Origin of the sequence: uncultured Nonlabens sp. (assembly GCF_947495285.1) — a bacterium.
Taxonomy (GTDB): Bacteria; Bacteroidota; Bacteroidia; order Flavobacteriales; family Flavobacteriaceae; genus Nonlabens.
The window spans coordinates 25,425-44,231 of the sequence record NZ_CANLXZ010000001.1 but is presented as its reverse complement, the minus strand read 5'-3'; the positions used below and the strand labels follow the sequence as shown (position 1 = coordinate 44,231).

21 protein-coding genes and 1 tRNA gene are annotated in these 18,807 nt (G+C 35.2%); 15 read left to right on the top strand and 7 right to left on the bottom strand.

Annotation, left to right across the window (positions count from 1 at the left end; translation table 11 throughout):
• Positions 1-6 precede the first annotated feature (6 nt).
• Positions 7-612 carry a hypothetical protein gene (locus tag Q0838_RS00215; protein ID WP_298949951.1) on the top strand — a complete coding sequence of 202 codons (606 nt, stop codon included), beginning with the start codon at positions 7-9 and terminating at the stop codon, positions 610-612.
• Positions 613-628: 16 nt separating this feature from the next.
• On the opposite strand, the gene Q0838_RS00210 is transcribed toward Q0838_RS00215, so the two are convergent.
• From Q0838_RS00210 to Q0838_RS00185, 6 genes are all read right to left on the bottom strand, one after another.
• Positions 629-1,339 (bottom strand): porin family protein, encoded by a 711-nt coding sequence (locus Q0838_RS00210; RefSeq protein ID WP_298949948.1) that lies wholly within the window; start codon positions 1,337-1,339, stop codon positions 629-631.
• An 89-nt stretch (positions 1,340-1,428) separates the two neighbouring features.
• The gene (locus Q0838_RS00205; protein ID WP_298949947.1) at positions 1,429-1,914 is read right to left on the bottom strand and encodes a biopolymer transporter ExbD; all 486 of its coding nucleotides are present in this window, start codon (positions 1,912-1,914) and stop codon (positions 1,429-1,431) included.
• Positions 1,915-1,916: 2 nt separating this feature from the next.
• A complete protein-coding gene (locus Q0838_RS00200; protein ID WP_298949944.1) occupies positions 1,917-2,546 on the bottom strand; it encodes a biopolymer transporter ExbD in 630 nt (209 codons plus the stop codon).
• Positions 2,547-2,549: 3 nt separating this feature from the next.
• Positions 2,550-3,023, bottom strand: coding sequence for a hypothetical protein (locus Q0838_RS00195; protein ID WP_298949941.1), 474 nt, complete (start codon positions 3,021-3,023; stop codon positions 2,550-2,552).
• Positions 3,024-3,045: 22 nt separating this feature from the next.
• On the bottom strand, positions 3,046-3,789 hold the full coding sequence (locus tag Q0838_RS00190; RefSeq protein ID WP_298949937.1) for a MotA/TolQ/ExbB proton channel family protein: 744 nt from the start codon (positions 3,787-3,789) through the stop codon (positions 3,046-3,048).
• Positions 3,790-4,107: 318 nt separating this feature from the next.
• Positions 4,108-4,189, bottom strand: a tRNA-Leu gene (locus Q0838_RS00185).
• A gap of 133 nt (positions 4,190-4,322) precedes the next feature.
• Here Q0838_RS00185 and Q0838_RS00180 point away from each other — a divergent pair.
• The 14 genes from Q0838_RS00180 to Q0838_RS00115 all read left to right on the top strand — a co-directional run bounded on the left by Q0838_RS00180 (position 4,323) and on the right by Q0838_RS00115 (position 17,763).
• Entirely contained in the window at positions 4,323-5,264 is a 942-nt protein-coding gene (locus Q0838_RS00180; protein WP_298949934.1) for a ribose-phosphate pyrophosphokinase, read from the top strand.
• A gap of 24 nt (positions 5,265-5,288) precedes the next feature.
• Positions 5,289-5,912: a 50S ribosomal protein L25/general stress protein Ctc gene (locus tag Q0838_RS00175; protein ID WP_298949931.1), complete on the top strand. Its 624-nt coding sequence runs from the start codon at positions 5,289-5,291 to the stop codon at positions 5,910-5,912.
• 135 nt (positions 5,913-6,047) lie between these two features.
• A complete protein-coding gene (pth, locus tag Q0838_RS00170) occupies positions 6,048-6,614 on the top strand; it encodes an aminoacyl-tRNA hydrolase (RefSeq protein WP_298949928.1) in 567 nt (188 codons plus the stop codon).
• A gap of 147 nt (positions 6,615-6,761) precedes the next feature.
• Positions 6,762-7,697: a bifunctional riboflavin kinase/FAD synthetase gene (locus tag Q0838_RS00165; protein ID WP_298949925.1), complete on the top strand. Its 936-nt coding sequence runs from the start codon at positions 6,762-6,764 to the stop codon at positions 7,695-7,697.
• Complete coding sequence (locus Q0838_RS00160; RefSeq protein WP_298949923.1) at positions 7,657-9,018, top strand: HTTM domain-containing protein; 1,362 nt, start codon at positions 7,657-7,659, stop codon at positions 9,016-9,018. The genes Q0838_RS00165 and Q0838_RS00160 overlap by 41 nt, the downstream gene beginning before the upstream one ends.
• 67 nt (positions 9,019-9,085) lie before the next feature.
• Positions 9,086-10,357, top strand: a complete 1,272-nt coding sequence (serS, locus tag Q0838_RS00155) for a serine--tRNA ligase (RefSeq protein WP_298949921.1) — start codon at positions 9,086-9,088, stop codon at positions 10,355-10,357.
• A 12-nt stretch (positions 10,358-10,369) separates the two neighbouring features.
• The gene (locus Q0838_RS00150; RefSeq protein ID WP_298949919.1) at positions 10,370-12,160 is read left to right on the top strand and encodes a tetratricopeptide repeat protein; all 1,791 of its coding nucleotides are present in this window, start codon (positions 10,370-10,372) and stop codon (positions 12,158-12,160) included.
• 21 nt (positions 12,161-12,181) lie between these two features.
• Entirely contained in the window at positions 12,182-12,505 is a 324-nt protein-coding gene (locus tag Q0838_RS00145) for a DUF4286 family protein (protein ID WP_298949916.1), read from the top strand.
• 46 nt (positions 12,506-12,551) lie between these two features.
• Entirely contained in the window at positions 12,552-13,391 is an 840-nt protein-coding gene (gene rsmA / locus Q0838_RS00140; protein ID WP_298949914.1) for a 16S rRNA (adenine(1518)-N(6)/adenine(1519)-N(6))-dimethyltransferase RsmA, read from the top strand.
• 72 nt (positions 13,392-13,463) lie between these two features.
• Complete coding sequence (gene mgtE, locus Q0838_RS00135) at positions 13,464-14,813, top strand: magnesium transporter (protein ID WP_298949912.1); 1,350 nt, start codon at positions 13,464-13,466, stop codon at positions 14,811-14,813.
• A gap of 107 nt (positions 14,814-14,920) precedes the next feature.
• Positions 14,921-15,397, top strand: coding sequence for a hypothetical protein (locus Q0838_RS00130; protein ID WP_298949910.1), 477 nt, complete (start codon positions 14,921-14,923; stop codon positions 15,395-15,397).
• Between the two features lie 68 nt (positions 15,398-15,465).
• On the top strand, positions 15,466-16,410 hold the full coding sequence (locus Q0838_RS00125) for a 2-hydroxyacid dehydrogenase (RefSeq protein WP_298949907.1): 945 nt from the start codon (positions 15,466-15,468) through the stop codon (positions 16,408-16,410).
• Positions 16,411-16,791: 381 nt separating this feature from the next.
• Positions 16,792-17,202 carry a TM2 domain-containing protein gene (locus tag Q0838_RS00120; protein WP_298949904.1) on the top strand — a complete coding sequence of 137 codons (411 nt, stop codon included), beginning with the start codon at positions 16,792-16,794 and terminating at the stop codon, positions 17,200-17,202.
• A 126-nt stretch (positions 17,203-17,328) separates the two neighbouring features.
• On the top strand, positions 17,329-17,763 hold the full coding sequence (locus Q0838_RS00115; RefSeq protein ID WP_298949902.1) for a hypothetical protein: 435 nt from the start codon (positions 17,329-17,331) through the stop codon (positions 17,761-17,763).
• 1 nt (position 17,764) lies between these two features.
• Here the strand turns inward: Q0838_RS00115 and Q0838_RS00110 are convergent, their stop codons facing one another.
• Complete coding sequence (locus tag Q0838_RS00110) at positions 17,765-18,796, bottom strand: carboxypeptidase-like regulatory domain-containing protein (RefSeq protein WP_298949899.1); 1,032 nt, start codon at positions 18,794-18,796, stop codon at positions 17,765-17,767.
• Between the last annotated feature and the right edge of the window lie 11 nt (positions 18,797-18,807).

Below are 18,807 nucleotides of genomic sequence, written 5' to 3'. Positions count from 1 at the left end.
ATTTTTATGAAGTGGTTTCTCAAACTATGGAGCTATGTAGTAAATCCTTTATTCATTCCTTCTCTAGTGTCTATATGGTACTACAACATAAGTTACTACAGCAATGCTGATAGTGTAAAGTTACAACTGTATTTAATTGTTATCCTTACCGCCGCTATTCCTTTATTTATCTACGGCATTCTTAAAATCTTAGGCATTGTTAAAAGTGTTCATCTATCTACTACTAGAGAGAGGATAACACCGTTAATTGTTTATGCTATTTTATTGATCATGTTATTAAGGAGCACTTTTGTAAACGGTTTAAACATACCTTTATATAACTTTTTCCTAGGCACTTTAATTGCTACGCTAGTAGCAACTATACTGGTAACTATTAAATATAAGATAAGCCTTCATTTAATGGCTACAGGCGGCACTTTGGGCTTTTTAATAATGCTATCTTATACATCGGGAATTAATCTACTGAAAGAGATTGCTGTTCTAGGTATTATTTGCGGACTCACTGCTACGTCAAGATTAAGCATGAAGGCACATAACGATCACCAACTTATATTTGGATTTCTATTAGGACTAGTTAGTCAGATACTAGCATTTAGCTATCTAACAAATTAACTCGAGCCTACTAAAGTTATAATAAGTAGAATTCAATTCCGAATTTAATAGGTTGTAGATTTAAACGCTCTGCACCGATTAGCGCATTATCATCAAATAAAGTATTAAGATCGTAATGAACAAATGCGTTGAAACTACCATGACCTAAGGTCAAAGTAGCTGCATATCTAATTCTATTCAACTCTGGAATAGAGGTTTTCTTAACCGAAGAAACATCATCTTTAAAGCTTGCTCTATGAGTGAACAGGTAAGATAACTTCACACCGCTATATATACGCCAAAATGTAGTATTAGTTACAGTAGAAGTACGCCATCTAAATTGTATAGGCATTTCTATTAAATTGGTATAAAAGCGATTTCTATCTACACTGCCCTCATCTTCAAGAATACTAAAAACTGTTCCTCCCGAAGAGTCTTCTCCTATGAACAAATTAGAATTATAGGAATTTGTGGAAAAACCCAGACCTACGCCTATAGCAACATTACGTCTTTTATTTAATGGCATATCTCTAACAAAACCTACACGTAGACCTCCAGAGAATCCATTTTGAGAAAAAGAATCTGGCTCATTATTAATAAGGTTAAAAGATAAAGCTACATAAAATTGATCTTCTCTGTAAAGCGAGTCAACCACAGTAGGAATAGCATTTTCAGAACGTTTAGAATTTTGGGCACTTATTCCATTTAAACCAGATAAAAACAATATAGCCAAAAAAGGAATTCTCATAACAAATTAAATTAAACAGTAAAGTTAAAGCAAAAAAATAGCCACTCTAAAAAAGAGTGGCTATTAATATAAAATTAAAGAACTAAATATTAATTCTTCAAGTTTTTTAAAGGATCACCTTCTACTGAAGTATAACTAATCTTAAGAGCATAAGCATCTCTTAATTCTTGCTTTACGTCAGTTAGAATACCAACCTGTGAATTCTGATCTACTTTTAAAGAAACAGTCATCGCATCCTTATCATCTTCGTCCATAAGATTTCTCTTAGTATTAACAAAGGTTTGAACATCACTAACTGGTGCAATCTTATCTCCTAATTGAACAACTTCAGTAATACCAAAGGTCTTTTGAAAATTAGGATTAGGTTTACCTATGTAAATAGTAACCACCTTCTTCTTCTCTGCTAGCTTCTCAACTTGATTAGCTTGTGGTAATTTGTTTTCAATTTGTAGTTCATCATCTCTCATTACAGTCGCAACCATAAAGAAGAATAATAACATGAAAACAATATCAGGAAGAGATGCTGTAGAAACAGCTGGCAATTCACCACTCTTTTTTTTCTTAAACTTAGACATAATTATTCTCTGTTTTGAGGTTCAGCTTCAGAAAGGTTTCTAGGAAACAATTCTCTCACTTTATCAATTTTACCCTTTAGCTCTTCATATTCTGGAGATTCCACCTCTGTAGCAGGCCAGTCAGACAATCTTTTTGTCATAGAACCATAAGTCTCATTATAAAGACGTTGTCCCTCTCTATCTCTAAGAATAGCATAAGCTCTTACGAGCTCATTAGTCACCGCTAGATACATCTTATAAGATGCCTGTCTATCATTCACTAAAGAAATAATTGCTTTCTTAGGATTATCAGAAGATTCTGGATCCTTTGCACCTCTACAGTACGTACAAGCATTTCTTGCTTCTGTACCTCCACCGTTATCTAAAAACTTAACAGCAGCTGCTGTCAGGTCTTTGATATCCATGTCAGCATCTTCTACGAGTAGACGATTCTCAGCATTCACAATTACTTGAAAAATATTCTTTTCCTTAATTAATGGAGGCTTCACATCCTCGGGAAGAGGTGGTGGCAATTTACTTGCGATACCACTATCCACTTCAATCGTGGTAGTAACCAGGAAGAAGATCAATAGTAGGAATGCGATGTCTGCCATCGATCCCGCGTTTACTTCTGGTGCAGATCTTCTAGCCATAATTTATTTTTTTATAAGTTTACTTACTCCAGACCATACTATTGTCCCAACAGCAACTACTCCTAATATGTAAAACATATACAAAGAAGCACCTATCCATTGAGAAGTTCCAGCAGTTAACAGCTCTCCATCTTCTAATTCTATAACATTACCAGACGCATCTAAAACGCTATCATCTGCAAGAACGAAATAAGATACCAATGCAACAACTGCAAGAAGTCCCACAGAAATCAATGATTTCTTTAAAACCTCGGCACTAGAAAAAAGTCCTTTGAAAACAAAGATTATCACTATAACAGCAATAAGAGCTAACGAAATATAAGCCAAATAGATTAATGGCGATACGGTAACAGCCTGGCTGCCTTCCGTATTTAGTTCAATTGCTTCATCACCCAAAGCTAGCGTATAGAAAAAGAATCCCATCGCTATAAGGCTCAAAAGAAGAACTAGGTATTTTAATACTTTATGTAAAACCATGATTTATTTTTGTAATGGTTAATTACTTACCGTTCTTATAGTCTACAAGAATATCGATAAGAGTAATAGAAGCGTCTTCCATATCATTTACAATACTATCGATTTTGGAAACGATATAATTATAAAAAATTTGAAGTATAATCGCTACGATAAGACCAAATACTGTTGTAAGAAGTGCTACTTTAATACCACCAGCTACAAGAGATGGCTCCATAGTACCTGCTTCTTCAATACTGTTAAATGATCCGATCATACCTATTACCGTACCCATAAAACCTAACATAGGTGCAAGAGCGATAAATAAAGATACCCAAGATACATTCTTTTCTAATTGACCCATTTGAACACCACCATAAGCTACAACAGCTTTTTCAGCAGCTTCAATACTCTCATCTGCTCTATCAAGTCCTTGATAATAGATAGATGCTACAGGTCCTTTTGTGTTACGACACACATCCTTAGCAGCTTCTATACCACCACTTTTTAAAGCTTGCTCTACATCAGCAGCAAGTTTCTTAGAATTTGTTGTAGAAAGATTTAAATAAATTATTCTTTCTATAGCAACTGCAAGTCCTAATATAAGACATACTAATACGATGGCCATGAATCCAGGGCCTCCATCAATAAAGTTTTTCTTTAAAACTTGGTGGAAAGACTCTGTCTTAATTACCTCTGGAGCTTCTTGAATTAATGCAGACGCTGAAGCAACACCAGTAACACATAATGTCATGGCTGCCGTGAATAAAATTGAAAGTGATCGTTTCATTTGATTTATTTGATTTATTTGTATTTTTAGATTTTAAGGAAGTAAATATATAGTTTCTTGAGCTAAAATCACACAACTAACGTTAATCTATAATAAAAAAACATATTACACACCCAGCAATGACCATTTCAACATTATTAAAAACAAGTGGAAACAACAAGGTTTTCAGAAACTTAGGGGTATTAAACACGTATGATGTTATCTAAATGTTAATATTTAGAATTTTAATAAAAATGAAGATTGTTACAAATCTTGTTACAGTATTAAACTTAAAAAGTCTCTTAAAAGTGATAAACACTAATAAAAGACTTTTTTTTGTACCTCAGGCCGGAATCGAACCGGCACGCCGTAAAGCATTGGATTTTGAATCCAACGTGTCTACCAATTCCACCACTGAGGCATTAAACAATTGGAGCGGCAAAAGTAATACATTAAAATTATTTTTAAATACAAATTGGCTCTTATTTAGAGAGCCTTCTCTAAAATAATAAGTACATTTGCAGCCTTAAAATCAAGACCTAAAGGATTTTAATATGAACTACCCTTTAAACAACGCTAAATTATTCGGCTGTCGCCAGAGCATGGACCTTGCTATTGCTATAGCAGACAAGTACGGCGCAACTTTAGGTAAGGTAAACTTCTCAACATTTAGTGATGGAGAATTCCAGCCTTCTTTTGAAGAATCTATAAGAGGCCGTCGCGTCTTTATTATAGGATCTACACAACCTAGTAGTGATCATTTAATGGAAATGCTATTAATGATGGATGCTGCAAAACGCGCAAGCGCAAGACACATCACAGCTGTAATACCATATTTCGGCTGGGCACGACAAGATCGTAAAGATAAACCTCGTGTACCTATAGGAGCAAAAATGATCGCAAAGATTCTAGAGTCTGCAGGAGCAACTCGTATTGTAACGATGGACCTACATGCAGATCAGATACAAGGCTTTTTTGAAAAACCAGTGGACCACCTATTTGCAAGTTCTTTATTCATACCTTATTTAAAGAGTCTTAATTTAAGTGATCTTACCATAGCGTCTCCTGACATGGGTGGATCAAAGCGTGCTTATGCATATGCTAAAGTATTAGAAAGCGATGTAGTTGTATGTTACAAACAACGCCAGAAAGCAAATGTAATCTCCCACATGGAGCTTATAGGTGATGTGACTGGAAAAAATGTAGTCTTAGTGGATGACATGGTGGACACAGCAGGAACACTTACTAAAGCCGCAGATGTTATGATGGAAAGAGGCGCAAAAAGTGTAAGAGCAATTTGTACTCACGCAATTTTATCAGGTAAAGCATACGACCGTATAGAAGACTCTCAATTATTAGAATTAATCGTTACAGACTCAATCCCATTAAAGCAAGAAAGTAGTAAGATAAGAGTATTATCTTGCGCCTCTCTATTTGCAGGCGTTATGCAAAGCGTGCAAAACAACGAGTCTATTAGTGACAACTTTATAATGTAATTTCATTAACTAAATATATATAACATGAAATCAATCACGATCTTAGGATCTAAAAGAGAAAGCGTGGGTAAAAAGGCAACTAAAGCCCTACGTAATGCTGGATTGGTACCTTGCGTAATTTACGGAGGAGACGAAGCAATACATTTCTCAGCAGAAGAAAAAGCGTTCAAAAAACTTATCTACACTCCAGATGCACACACTGTAGTTATCGATTTAGGAAAAGACGGACAGTTCAACGCAATCGCTCAAGATATGCAATGGCACCCAGTAAAAGAATTACTTTTACACGCAGATTTTTATCAAATATTTGATGATAAAGCTGTTACTATGGAAGTACCTGTTGTTCTTGAAGGATCTTCAAGAGGTGTACTTAATGGTGGTGTTTTACGTCGTAACAACCGTAAATTAAAAGTAAAAGCGTTACCAGCTAACCTACCAGATTATATCACAATCGATATTTCTCCAATGAAAATCGGTGCTAAGAAATATGTACGTGATTTAAGAGTAGATGAGTATGAAATCATGCACCAGGACTCTGTAGTTGTTTGTATGATTAAAACATCTCGTACCGCTGTTGCAGATGATGATGATGAAGAAGATGTTCCTTCTACTGAAACAAGTGATGAAGCTGCGGCTAAACAGGATTAATCGCTTTTCTATACTTTTACAAGCTGCAAGATTTATTTCTTGCAGCTTTTTTATTTTTACAGCATGTTTAAATGGTTACAAAACATATGGAATAGTGAGTCCTAAATCACTATAATCTTAAAGGAAAAAGACCCCATGAAAAAATTCTTAATTGTAGGCTTAGGTAATCCAGGCGCAAAATACACAGAGACTAGACATAATATAGGCTTTAAAGTACTAGAGGAAATTGCCATCTTAAAAGAGGCTAGTTTTGAAACCTTAAAACTAGGAGACGTCGCCTCCATTAAACATAAAGGTAAGAGCGTTATCCTGCTCAAACCCAATACCTTCATGAATTTAAGCGGCAAAGCGGTTAAATACTACATGAAACAAGAAGATATCGATATAGAGAACATACTTGTTATTACAGACGACTTGAACCTACCATTCGGCACGCTGCGCATGAAGGCAAAAGGAACCGATGGCGGTCATAACGGTTTAAAAGACACTCAGATCACACTTAACACACCTAAATATCCACGTTTACGTTTCGGCATTTCTAATACTTTTTCAAGTGGCAGACAGGTTGATTATGTACTTGGAGAATGGAACAAAGAAGAACAAAAAGAACTTCCTGAACGCCTGAGCACTACCGCAGAGATGGCGCTATCCTTCACCCATGCAGGACTAGCTAACACCATGAATCAATACAATGGTAAATAACTAGACTATTAATAAAAGATGGATACGTACTACGCTTTCGCGAAAGCGTAACAGCAACCAACATCACATCCATTAAAAGGCTCTTAAAAAACATAAGAATATGCGCAGATTATTTTAATTTGCAAATTCTCAAAAGAAAACCCTGAATTGAATACCTACGATAATATTGATAAATATAAAGCTGTAAAAAGCGCTGTGGTAACTATAGGAACATTTGATGGCGTGCATCAAGGACACCAGAAAATCTTACAACGTGTGGTTAAGAAAGCTGAAGAATACAACCTAACAAGCCTTCTACTCACGTTTTTTCCCCATCCTAGAATGGTTCTACAGCCAGATTATGATCTTAAATTGATTAACTCAATTACCGAGCGTGTCCATCTAGTCGCAAATCAAGGAATAGAAAATATAGTTATACATCCTTTTTCTAAAGAATTTTCTAGAAAAACCGCTATAGATTATGTAAAAGATATTCTAGTAGATAAATTAAAGGCAAAAGTAGTAGTGATAGGATATGATCACCGATTCGGCATTAACCGATCTGCTAGTATTGAACAACTTATAGAATATTCTAAAGAATATGATTTTGAGGTTATAGAAATTTCAAAAAAAGAAGTAGAAGAAGTTGCTGTAAGCAGCACTAAGATAAGAAGTGCTCTAGAAAACGGCTCGATAGAGATAACTAACAAATATCTCAACTGCAATTTTAGTATACGCGGCACTGTCGTTACTGGAAAACAAGTGGGCCGCACAATAGGCTATCCTACCGCAAATTTAATAGTTAAAGAACCCTATAAGCTTATTCCTGCGACAGGAGTCTACATCACGAGTTCTATTATTAACGGCACTCGTGTGTATGGCATGACTAATATAGGTATAAATCCTACTGTCTCTAATGAAGCTATCCAAACTATAGAAACATATTACCTAGATTTTAATGAAGACCTTTATGGTAAGAATTTAGAACTATTCTTTCATAAAAGATTAAGAAAAGAAGAGAAATTTAACCATCTAGAGGACCTAGTAAAAGCAATGCAACTAGATGAACAAAAAACCAGAGCCTATGCACAGCAAGTGGGATAGATGGCTTTTTACACAGGTAGATAACTCTGCGTTAGTCCTTTTTAGAATAATTTTTGGTTTACTTATCGCTTGTGAGGCATTTGGTTCCATTGCCTTAGGTGCTGTGAAAAGGTTATTTATAGAGCCCGATTTTACTTTTACTTTTATAGGGTTTGAATTTCTCGAACCTCTACCTGGTAGCTGGATGTATGTACTGTACTCTGTTATGGGAACAGCTGGTTTACTAGTTATGGTAGGTTACAAATATCGTATAGCAATGATATTTTATGCTGTAAGCTGGGCCTATGTTTACTTATTGCAAAAAAGTAGTTACAATAACCATTGCTACTTATTAATGTTACTCAATTTTATAATGATCTTTTTACCTGCAAACAGATCAGTATCCATAGATGCGAGATTAGACGCCGGTTATAGAAAAGAACATATGTCCAGGTGGATTTATGTATTTATTATCGCATTTATATGGATCGTTTATAGCTATGCAAGTATCGCAAAGTTCTACCCAGACTGGTTAGACGGTAGTTTTGCAAAATACTTAATGAGCACAAGAGGTAAGTCGTTTGACATTTTACAACACGGCTGGTCACATCAGGCGATATTGTATTTTGGTTTATTTTTTGATCTATTGATCGTACCATTATTGCTATGGAAAAAAACAAGATGGATAGCCATTATCGCTTCTATCTTCTTCCACATTTTTAATAGTATTGTTTTTCAAATAGGCATTTTCCCTTATCTAGCATTATCCTTTTTACTGTTCTTTTTCTCTACCGAAGTATTGCACAAAAGATTAGTTAGAAAAAAAGCCTACTATGCAGCGAGCAAAGTTATTGTACCTAAAACAAAACCTGTCATCCTTTTTTGTACCATCACGTTTTTAATCCTCATGTTTTTACTACCCTTAAGACATTGGGTCATAAAAGACGATGTATTATGGACAGAAGAAGGACACCGACTAAGCTGGCGCATGATGTTGCGCAGTAGGTCTGGATACGGTATATTCTATGTGGTAGATAAAGAGAATGGTAAAAAAACACCTGTACACTTAAACCAGTATTTAAGTAAGAAGCAACAACGCTCTGTACAATCTAAACCTGACTTTATATGGCAGTTTGCACAAAAACTAGAAGAAATCTATGCTAGAGAAGGCAAAGAAATAGAGGTCTATGCTGATATCAAGGTTTCTATAAATGGAAGGCCTAGAAAACAACTTACTGATCCCACGGTAGATCTTACACAAGAAAAATGGAGCCACTTTAAACACCATTCATGGATCATGCCTTCCTCCCTTTATGAAGAAAATAAAACCTTAAAAAACTAAGCAACTGTTCCTGTCGTTATGTTAACGATTATTGCTAATTTTACCAACATACTTTAAATAAGATCACATGCTACAAATAGCAGAAATACGTGAAAACAAAGACGCGTTTGCAATCGCATTGCAAAAGAGAAACATCGATGCACTTTCTTTATTAGAAAGCGCTATTGCTGTAGATGAAAACAGACGTAACCTGCAAGGGCAACTAGATGAAATTCTTGCAAAAAGCAATAAACTTTCTAAAGAAATAGGAGATTTATTTAAATCTGGAAAAGGTGCTGAGGCAAATGAATTGAAATCGCAAACATCTGGTTTAAAAGAATCATCCAAAGAAATAGGTGAACAATTAAATACTGCTGTAGAAGAATTACAAAACATTTTATACACCATTCCTAACATACCGCAGGACAGCGTTCCTGCTGGTAACAGTGACGAAGATAACGAGGTCATCTCTCAACATGGAGAAATACCCACTTTACATGACGGTGCAAAACCACACTGGGAACTAGTAAAAGATCATGATATCATAGACTTTGAACTAGGTAATAAAATCACCGGCGCTGGATTCCCTGTTTATAAGAAGAAAGGTGCTCGTTTACAACGCGCGTTAATTAACTATTTTCTAGATAAAAATACCGCTGCAGGATATGAAGAGATGCAAGTACCGCATCTTGTAAATGAAGCTAGTGGTTATGGAACAGGGCAGTTACCAGATAAAGAAGGACAGATGTACCACGTAGGTGTGGACGACCTTTATTTAATCCCGACTGGAGAGGTACCTATAACTAATATGTATAGAGACCGTATTTTGGACCATAAAGATTTTCCTATTAAAATGACTGGTTATACGCCATGTTTCCGTCGTGAGGCTGGTAGTTATGGTAGTGATGTAAGAGGTCTTAACCGTTTGCACCAGTTTGATAAAGTAGAGATTTTACGTATCGAGCATCCAGAAAATAGTGATAAAGCACTAGAACACATGGTGTCACATGTACAGGAAATACTAGAAGAGCTAGAGTTACCTTATCGCATTTTACGCCTTTGTGGTGGTGATCTAGGCTTTACCTCTACTCTAACTTATGATTTTGAGGTATATAGCACAGCCCAGGATAAATGGCTAGAGGTAAGTAGTGTTTCTAACTTTAAAACCTTTCAGGCAAATCGTTTAAAATTGCGTTATAGAACAGGAGAAAAAGGAACAGAACTAGCACATACCTTGAATGGAAGTTCACTAGCATTACCACGTATTCTTGCCAGTATTCTAGAAAACTTTCAAGTAGAAAGTGGTATAAAAATCCCTAAAGTATTGATTCCTTATTGTGGTTTTGATATGATAGATTAACTTTATGACCTTATGCGTTACCTTTTTATAGTTTTCACAGCGTTTTTTTACACCTGCAGTTTTGCTCAAGACTCTAAGCTTGCCGAAAACTACATGGATCAAGGTGAATATAACAAGGCCTTAAAAATCTATCAAAAAATATACGCAAAAAATAAGCGCAATCCCAGAAATGTGTTTGCGCTTATTGAAGTATACCAGCAGCTAGAACGTTACTCTAGTGTAGATTCTATTATAGATATAGCACAAGAAAAAACACCTCGTAAAGAACAATTTTACATAGAGCGTGGCTATAATGCGACTTTACAAGGCAACGACAGTATCGCAACTAATTATTATCAAAAAGCGATTGATGTCATAGACTCTTTACCTAAACTCACCTATCAAATAGCCCATAGATTTCAAAAACGCAATGAGCTAGAAGAAGCTATATGGTCCTATGAAAAAGGAATGGCTCTCGACGATAAACTTAATTACAATTATCAACTAGCTAAATTATATGGGGAACAAGGAGATCTAGAAAAGATGTTCGACACTAACGTGACCTTAATAGAGCAAAATGCTGTTTACCGCTCTAGAGCACAAGCCGTTTTTGCTCAATATGTTACAGATAACGCAGACAGTGAAGGTAATAAGCTTTTAAGGAAAGTGCTTTTATTGCGCCTGCGAGAAAATCCAGACCCTATTTATAATCAATTACTATCTTGGTTATTTGTGCAACAAAAGGATTTTAAAAAAGCTTTTATTCAAGAAAAAGCTATTTATAAACGTGAAGAATCCAATATGGATAATCTCAAAAACCTTGTAGTCACGGCTATAGATGAAAATGATCTAGAAGCTGCAGAGGACATTCTTGATTACATGATTGCAGAGACACAATCTATAAGTACTAAATACATCGCTCAAAGTTTAAAAATTAAATTACGTGCAGACGCCGCAACCGCTCAAGAGTTTGAATCGATTAAATTAGGTTATGAAAACCTACTCAACCTATATGGTAGGGACAAAGAAACTTTTAAACTACAACTGGACTATGCAAATTTTCTAGCTTTTAAAATTAACGAGCCTCAGACCGCTAGCGATTTATTAATAGCTCTAGAAAAAACTAATTTAAGTAAATTTCAAAAAGCAGATGTAAAAATACTTCTTGCCGATATACTCGTTCTACAAGAGCAATTTAACAGAGCACTTATATTTTACAGTCAGGTGCAAAATGACTTACCTAACGACCTGCGTGCTCAAGAATCTCAATTTAAAGTAGCACGTACCAGCTATTATCAGGGTGATTTCCCTTGGAGTCTGACTCAATTAAAAGTATTGCGCAGCGCTGCTAGTAAATTAATTGCAAACGACGCTATGGAATTAAGTCTGACTATTGCAGACCATTCTGTAGAAGACACGACGTTTGTTGCGTTAAAAGCTTTCGCGAAAGCGGAATTAAAACAATACCAGAATAAAAGATCTGAGGCCTTAACACTTTACGATCAATTACTGCTAGATCACAAAGGAGACCCTATAGAAGATGAAGCCCTATTAAAACAAGCACAGCTTTATGAAATAGACAGCAATTTTGAAAAAGCTAGAGCTAACTACCAGCTTATAATCGATAATTACAACGACGGCATTCTAGCAGACGACGCTATTTATAGACTAGGTCTATTATATCAAGAACAACTAGAAAACCCACTAAAAGCAAAGGAGCTTTTTGAAAAAATAATATTTTCACACCCAGACAGCATTCACTTTGTAGATGCCCGCAGACGTTATCGTAGATTGCGTGGTGATGAAAACGAAAAAGCTTTTTAAGTATAAAAATCAAATAGATTTATGATCATATATAATGTCACTTATAACATGCATTCATCATTAGAACCAGAATGGATACCATGGATTAGAGAACATATTGCCCAAGTTCTAGGAACAGGATTATTTATGGACGCTAGATTTACAAGAGTTCTCGTTGAGGATAAGGATGGTCACAGTACTTTTTCTATCCAGTATAAAGCAAACAGTAAAGAAGCATTATTAGATTACTATGAAAATCATGCTGCAGCATTGAGAAAAGAAGGCATCCGTAAATTTGGAGAACAGGTTCTCTCCTTTAGAACAGAGCTAGAGTTAATAGATGAATATAACGTGCGTAGAAACTAAAGGCAGTTGTTGAAATCCATTAAAAACATATTCAAACAGAAAAACATTGGCAAAATATAAACCTAAATACACATCTCAAGACAAAGGTGTTACTGCAAAGAAACACTTAGGACAGCACTTTCTTAAAGATGACACTGTTGCTGTGCGTATTGCCGACTGTTTAACATATAAAGGATACGATCAAGTACTAGAAATAGGACCAGGAACCGGTGTACTTACTAAACATGTCCTGAGAAAAAACATTAAAGTCACTGCTCTAGAACTGGACAGTGAGTCTGTAGAATATTTAACCACCAGTTTTCCTATAGAACATGCTGGCCTGGTAAACGATAAAACATTTGCCGTAATAGAAGCAGATTTCCTTAAGAAAGATCTGTCAGATATTTATGGAGATCGCTCCTATGCCATTATAGGTAATTTCCCTTACAACATAAGTACACAAATTGTATTTAAAACTATCGAGAACAGAGAGCACATTCCAGAATTCGGTGGTATGTTTCAAAAAGAAGTAGCACAACGTATTTGCGCACCACACGGTTCAAAAACCTATGGTATTCTATCTGTTCTTGCACAGGCCTACTATCATGCAGAGTATATTTTTACTGTTGGTCCAGAGGTGTTTAACCCACCACCTAGAGTGGACAGTGGTGTATTGCTTTTAACACGTAAAGAAGATTATGATCAACTACCATGTTCTTATGCAAAGTTGCGTCAGGTAGTAAAACTAGCTTTTCAACAACGTCGCAAGACCTTAAGAAATTCATTAAAAACAATGAATTTACCAGACGGCATGCGAGAAAAAGAGATCTTCAACCTACGTCCAGAACAGATAAGTGTACCCATGTTTGTAGAATTAGTTCAAGAAATTGAGGCACTAGAGTCATAATTCCTACAAATTTGTAAAAAACAACACCTACTCCTATTCAAAAATTTATCTTTGCTCGCTTAAGTAAAAATCATGCCATTTAACATCACTAAAGACTTTCTAGAAGAAGTAAAATCACTTATTGAAGTCAGTGATAGTAAAAAGCTAGAATACATTCTAGAAGAACTACACTTTGCAGACATAGCAGAGATTATAGATGAACTTAATCTAGAAGATGCCGTCTTTATAGTAAAATTACTAGATTCTGAAAAAACGTCTGAAGCTCTCATGGAGCTAGACGAGGCACAAAGAGACCGCATTCTTAACGCATTATCTCCTAAAGAAATCGCTGGAGAACTAGAAGAAATGGATACCGATGATGCGGCAGATATTCTTAATGAACTATCTGAAGACGTAGCACAATCTGTAATCAATGAGCTCCTAGACGAGCAACATGCTGAGGACATAGTAGATCTATTGCGCTATGAAGAAAACAGTGCCGGTGGACTTATGGCCAAAGAATTAGTCCGAGTTAATGAGAACTGGAGCGTTACTGGCTGTGTAAGTGAAATGCGTGCACAAGCAGAAAATGTAACACGTGTGCACTCTATATATGTAGTAGACAACCATAATAAACTGAAAGGAAGACTATCTTTAAAAGATCTACTAACTAGTAAGGAAGACACACCTATAAAAGACGTTTATATTCCCAAAGTAGATTTTGTAACTGTAAACACCCCAGGAGAAGAAGTGTCACGCATTATGCGTAAGTATGACCTAGAAGCCATACCTGTTGTTGATGAGTTAGACCGACTAGTAGGTCGCATTACCATAGATGATATTGTAGATTTTATTACAGAAGAAGCTGAAAAAGATTACCAACTAGCCAGTGGTATATCACAAGACGTAGAGGCTAACGATAGCATCTGGGAACTGACTAAAGCACGACTACCCTGGCTCGTTCTAGGACTTCTAGGTGGTATAGGTGCTGCAGCTATTATGGGTGGTTTTGAAGACATATTTGAAAAACACGCTGTTCTATTTTTCTTTACTCCATTAATCGCTGCGATGGCAGGTAATGTAGGCGTACAGTCTAGCGCAATTATCGTACAAGGTATTGCAAACGACGACCTTAAAGGAAGTATAGGTAACCGATTAATTAAAGAAGTTCTTCTCGCGATGTTAAATGGAGTCATACTCGCTATACTTTTATTTGCTTATACATTTGCTACTAAGGGTGAGATGTTCACATCTATAGCCATATCCACATCACTTTTTGTTGTTATTATAGTTGCCGGTCTAGTAGGCACATTTGTACCGCTTGCATTGCATAAAAGAGGGATAGACCCAGCACTAGCAACTGGCCCATTTATCACTACCAGTAATGACATATTTGGAATTCTCATCTATTTTATGATTGCAAAGGCTATAATAGGTATCTAGATTATAGATTTTTATTGCGCTATTGCGAAAACGAGACCCAAAAGATCAAAAAGTATTTCTAGCATAAGATTAAGTAAAAAGTAGCATCCATTACTTATCTTCACTTTATGAAAACGGCAACTGTAAAAGAATTAAAAGAAGAACTTAAATTCAGGTCTGAAGATGACCTGATGAAGATAATCTTGCGCCTTTCTAGATTTAAAAAAGAAAACAAAGAACTACTCTCCTATTTGCTTTTTGAATCTAATGATGAAGATGATTATGTAGTAAATGTAAAAACATTAATGGACACTATGTTTACAGCACTTAACACTTCTAACAATTATCGCCTACAAAAAGGTGTGCGCAAAATACTGCGGGAAGCAAAAAAATATGTACGCTATTCTGGTAGTAAAGAAACAGAGGTTGCTGTGCTTATACATTTCTGTCGTTTAATGCGCGAGACACACCCACAGGTCATGCGCAGTAAAACCATGAGAGATTTAATGGCTAGACAAATTATATTAATACGAACTCGTATCTCCACCTTGCATGAAGATCTTCAATACGACTTTGAAAGGGAACTAAATATGGTAGAAGTTTGATAATCTATCGCGAGACACTTGATGTCAAACCTTATTTTAATTGCCTTGATCTTAATTAATAACTTCTTATGAAAATACTCCACCTGGATAGTAACCATGATATTCTAGCAAAAAAGCTAGAAGAGGCTGGATTTGAAAATCACTATGACTTTACTTCTTCAAAGAAAGAAATCATGAAAGTTATCGATACCTATGATGGCATTATAGTACGCAGTCGTTTCCCCATAGATCGTGAATTTTTAAGTGCTGCAACACATTTGAAATGCATAGGCCGCGTAGGTGCTGGACTAGAAAACATAGATCTAGATTATACGGCAGCTAACAACATCACATGTTATAACGCACCAGAGGGAAATAGAAATGCCGTAGGAGAACACGCTCTAGGTATGTTACTCTCTTTATTTAATCACTTAAACAAAGGAGATAAAGAGGTACGCTCTGGTTTATGGCATAGAGAAGAAAATCGTGGTGTAGAACTGGATGGTAAAACGGTAGGCCTTATAGGTTATGGTAATATGGGAAAAGCATTTGCAAAAAAACTCTCTGGCTTTGACTGTAACGTAATTTGCTATGACATTAAGCAAAATGTAGGAGATAAGAATTGCAAGCAGGTCACTCTTAAAGAATTACAAGAACAGTCAGACGTGTTAAGTTTACATACACCTCAAACACCACTTACTGTAAATATGATAGACGCAGCTTTTATGGCTGCTTTTAAAAAGCCTTTTTATTTAATTAATACCGCTAGAGGTAAATCTGTGGTTACGGTAGATCTAGTAGCTGGATTAAAAACAAATAAAATTCTAGCTGCAGGGTTAGATGTATTAGAGTATGAGAAGGGTTCTTTTGAATCTCTTTTTCGCGACAGTGAAATACCTCAAGCATTTAAAGAACTGCTAGAAATGGAAAATGTTCTTTTAAGTCCGCATGTGGCAGGGTGGACTGTAGAGTCTAAGTATAAACTAGCAGAAGTTATAGCCGATAAAATAATAGCAAATCACAAGACAGCTTAAAAATTAACAAGAACAGATGGTATGTTTTTTAAACCTATGGATACAGAATTAACTTAAGCATGGTAAGAAAAGTATGTAATCCTACCGATAGACTATCATAGATGCACACTCTAGAAGGCAAATAATGTCTATCTAATTAAAAAACGACTAACATAGGAATAAAGCAATTACTCTAAGTCTGGAAAACAAGAATTCATTATTAATAAGCAAGCTGAGAGAAAACGATGTTGAAATAACAGGTGATATTCTAGAATTTGATTACGGGAAGTTTTGCTAGATTATAGAATGTGATGGTCGTAAAGTAAAACGTTGGAAACTGATCCATGAGCATCTATTTGAAAAATAACATACATTTACACAAACTAATCAAAAAAAAAAAACATGAGTACAGAAGGTAACGATAGTTCAAAAAACAGTTTTGATGACGCAGCAGAGTCTGCAAAGGAAGCTTTTAATCAAGCATCTCAAGGAGCAAGAGAAAGCGCAAAGGACTTTCAACAAAGTTTTAATCAAACTATGAATAATCAGGAGAACAAGAAAATGCTTGCTGGAATATTAGGGATTCTACTTGGAGGTTTTGGAATACATAAATTTATATTAGGATACAATCAAGAAGGGATTATACTAGCTGCTATCACACTAGTTGGTCTCATAACCTCATGTTTTTTTGTAGGCATGTTATTTGTTTGGGTTCCAGGAGTTATAGGACTTATAGAGGGTATTATTTACCTTACAAAATCAGATGAAGAGTTTTATCAAACCTATCAAGTAGGTAAAAAAGGCTGGTTTTAAAAATTGTTGATTAACAGATAAGTAAGGTCTTAAATGTTAAGTTTAAGGCCTTTTTTTGTATGCTCGAATTAATGGTCATAACTTTGCCTTAACATTACAACTACCAGAGGTTATAATGTTCAATACATGGCTTTAAAAATATTAGTTCTTAGTACCACTAACTCTACATTAGGACCTATGGCTCAGGGTTTTTTAGACTATTACAGTTCCAATAAGACCAAAGTAGTTAGTGCTGGTTTAAAACCTTTACCTATAAACAAGATGACCCTTAAGGTTATGGATTCTCTAGGTATACCTGTAGAAAAATCTAGAAAGAGTTTTGAGGATATAGAAGAAATCACCTTTGATTACATCTTTACTTTTTCTAGAAAAGCAAATGAACTAGCTGTTAAAACTGCCAAAAAAGCTCAAATATTTCATTTAGAAATGGATAGCCTAGACACAATTAAAGGTAGTGAAAAGGAAATAAAGAAGTCTTTTAAGGCTAGCCGTAAAGAATTACAAAATTACTGTATAGAGTTTACAGAAAATCACCTGCAAAATAAAATAAAGAAAGTATAAATTACTTTAATTCGTAATCTAAAGGCAGCATCCCAGACACCTTTAAATAAGATATAAAACCGCCTATTTTAAGTACATGGTAGTTAATTACATTACCAGGTTCAGAAACGATTAATTTAGGTTCTTCTAAATATATCGCAGATTGAAAATTTTTAGAGTCCATTATATCGTACTGGCTCTCTCTAAAATCTAGGATGTAACTATTACCATGTTTCCTACTTCTAATATGGTTATCAAAATCCACCTTTTTTCTTTTAAAGAACAACTTATATCCTTCTTTTTCAAATTCTCCTGAAGCCATTAATTTAAACAATCGCACCTCTGAGACTTTATAAGCTCGCCTGCGGTGGCGTTTTACCCAGCCTTTATTAGCTTTACTCTCATCTAGCTCCTTAAAAAAGGCACTACCTACAAAGAAAGAAGATACCATTCTATGAGTAGGAGCTTCAAAATCGCCCATGATTTGTACATTCTCTAAGCTTATACTTTCAAACGTAATCTCAAAATCGGTTAAATCATATGTTACCAGATAATTTAAATCTCTATTTTCTATCCGTATAGGTTCTTGAGCAAAAGCTATCATTTTACCAGTAGATGGATTAAACCTCATCTTAATTTTATCGAGATTAAGAATAGAACATTGTTTTGCAATTAATGTGGTTCCTAAAAATTGCTTTACAAAATATTTCTCTTTCTTCTCTCTACTCCACGGATCTGGATTAAGAAATACAGCTGGTAATTCTCCTACTTTGGGTTGTAATCTTATGTTAGAAAAATCTGTATGTAGAGGGTCTTTAAAAGATTGAGAGACATAACCTAATAAACTTATTGTAAAAGTACTTTGAGTATTAACATAATAAGGAATTTCAAAATTTCCATCAAAATCAGTGATGGTACCTTTTGATGTTCCAGAAAAATAAACGTTTACCGACTCAAGAGCCTCATGAGTCACAGCGTCATAAACGGTTCCTTTTATTTGCTGTGCACTAAGAGAAAGTGGTAAAATTAAAAACAATAAAAATTTGAAAGTCAAAATATAATTCA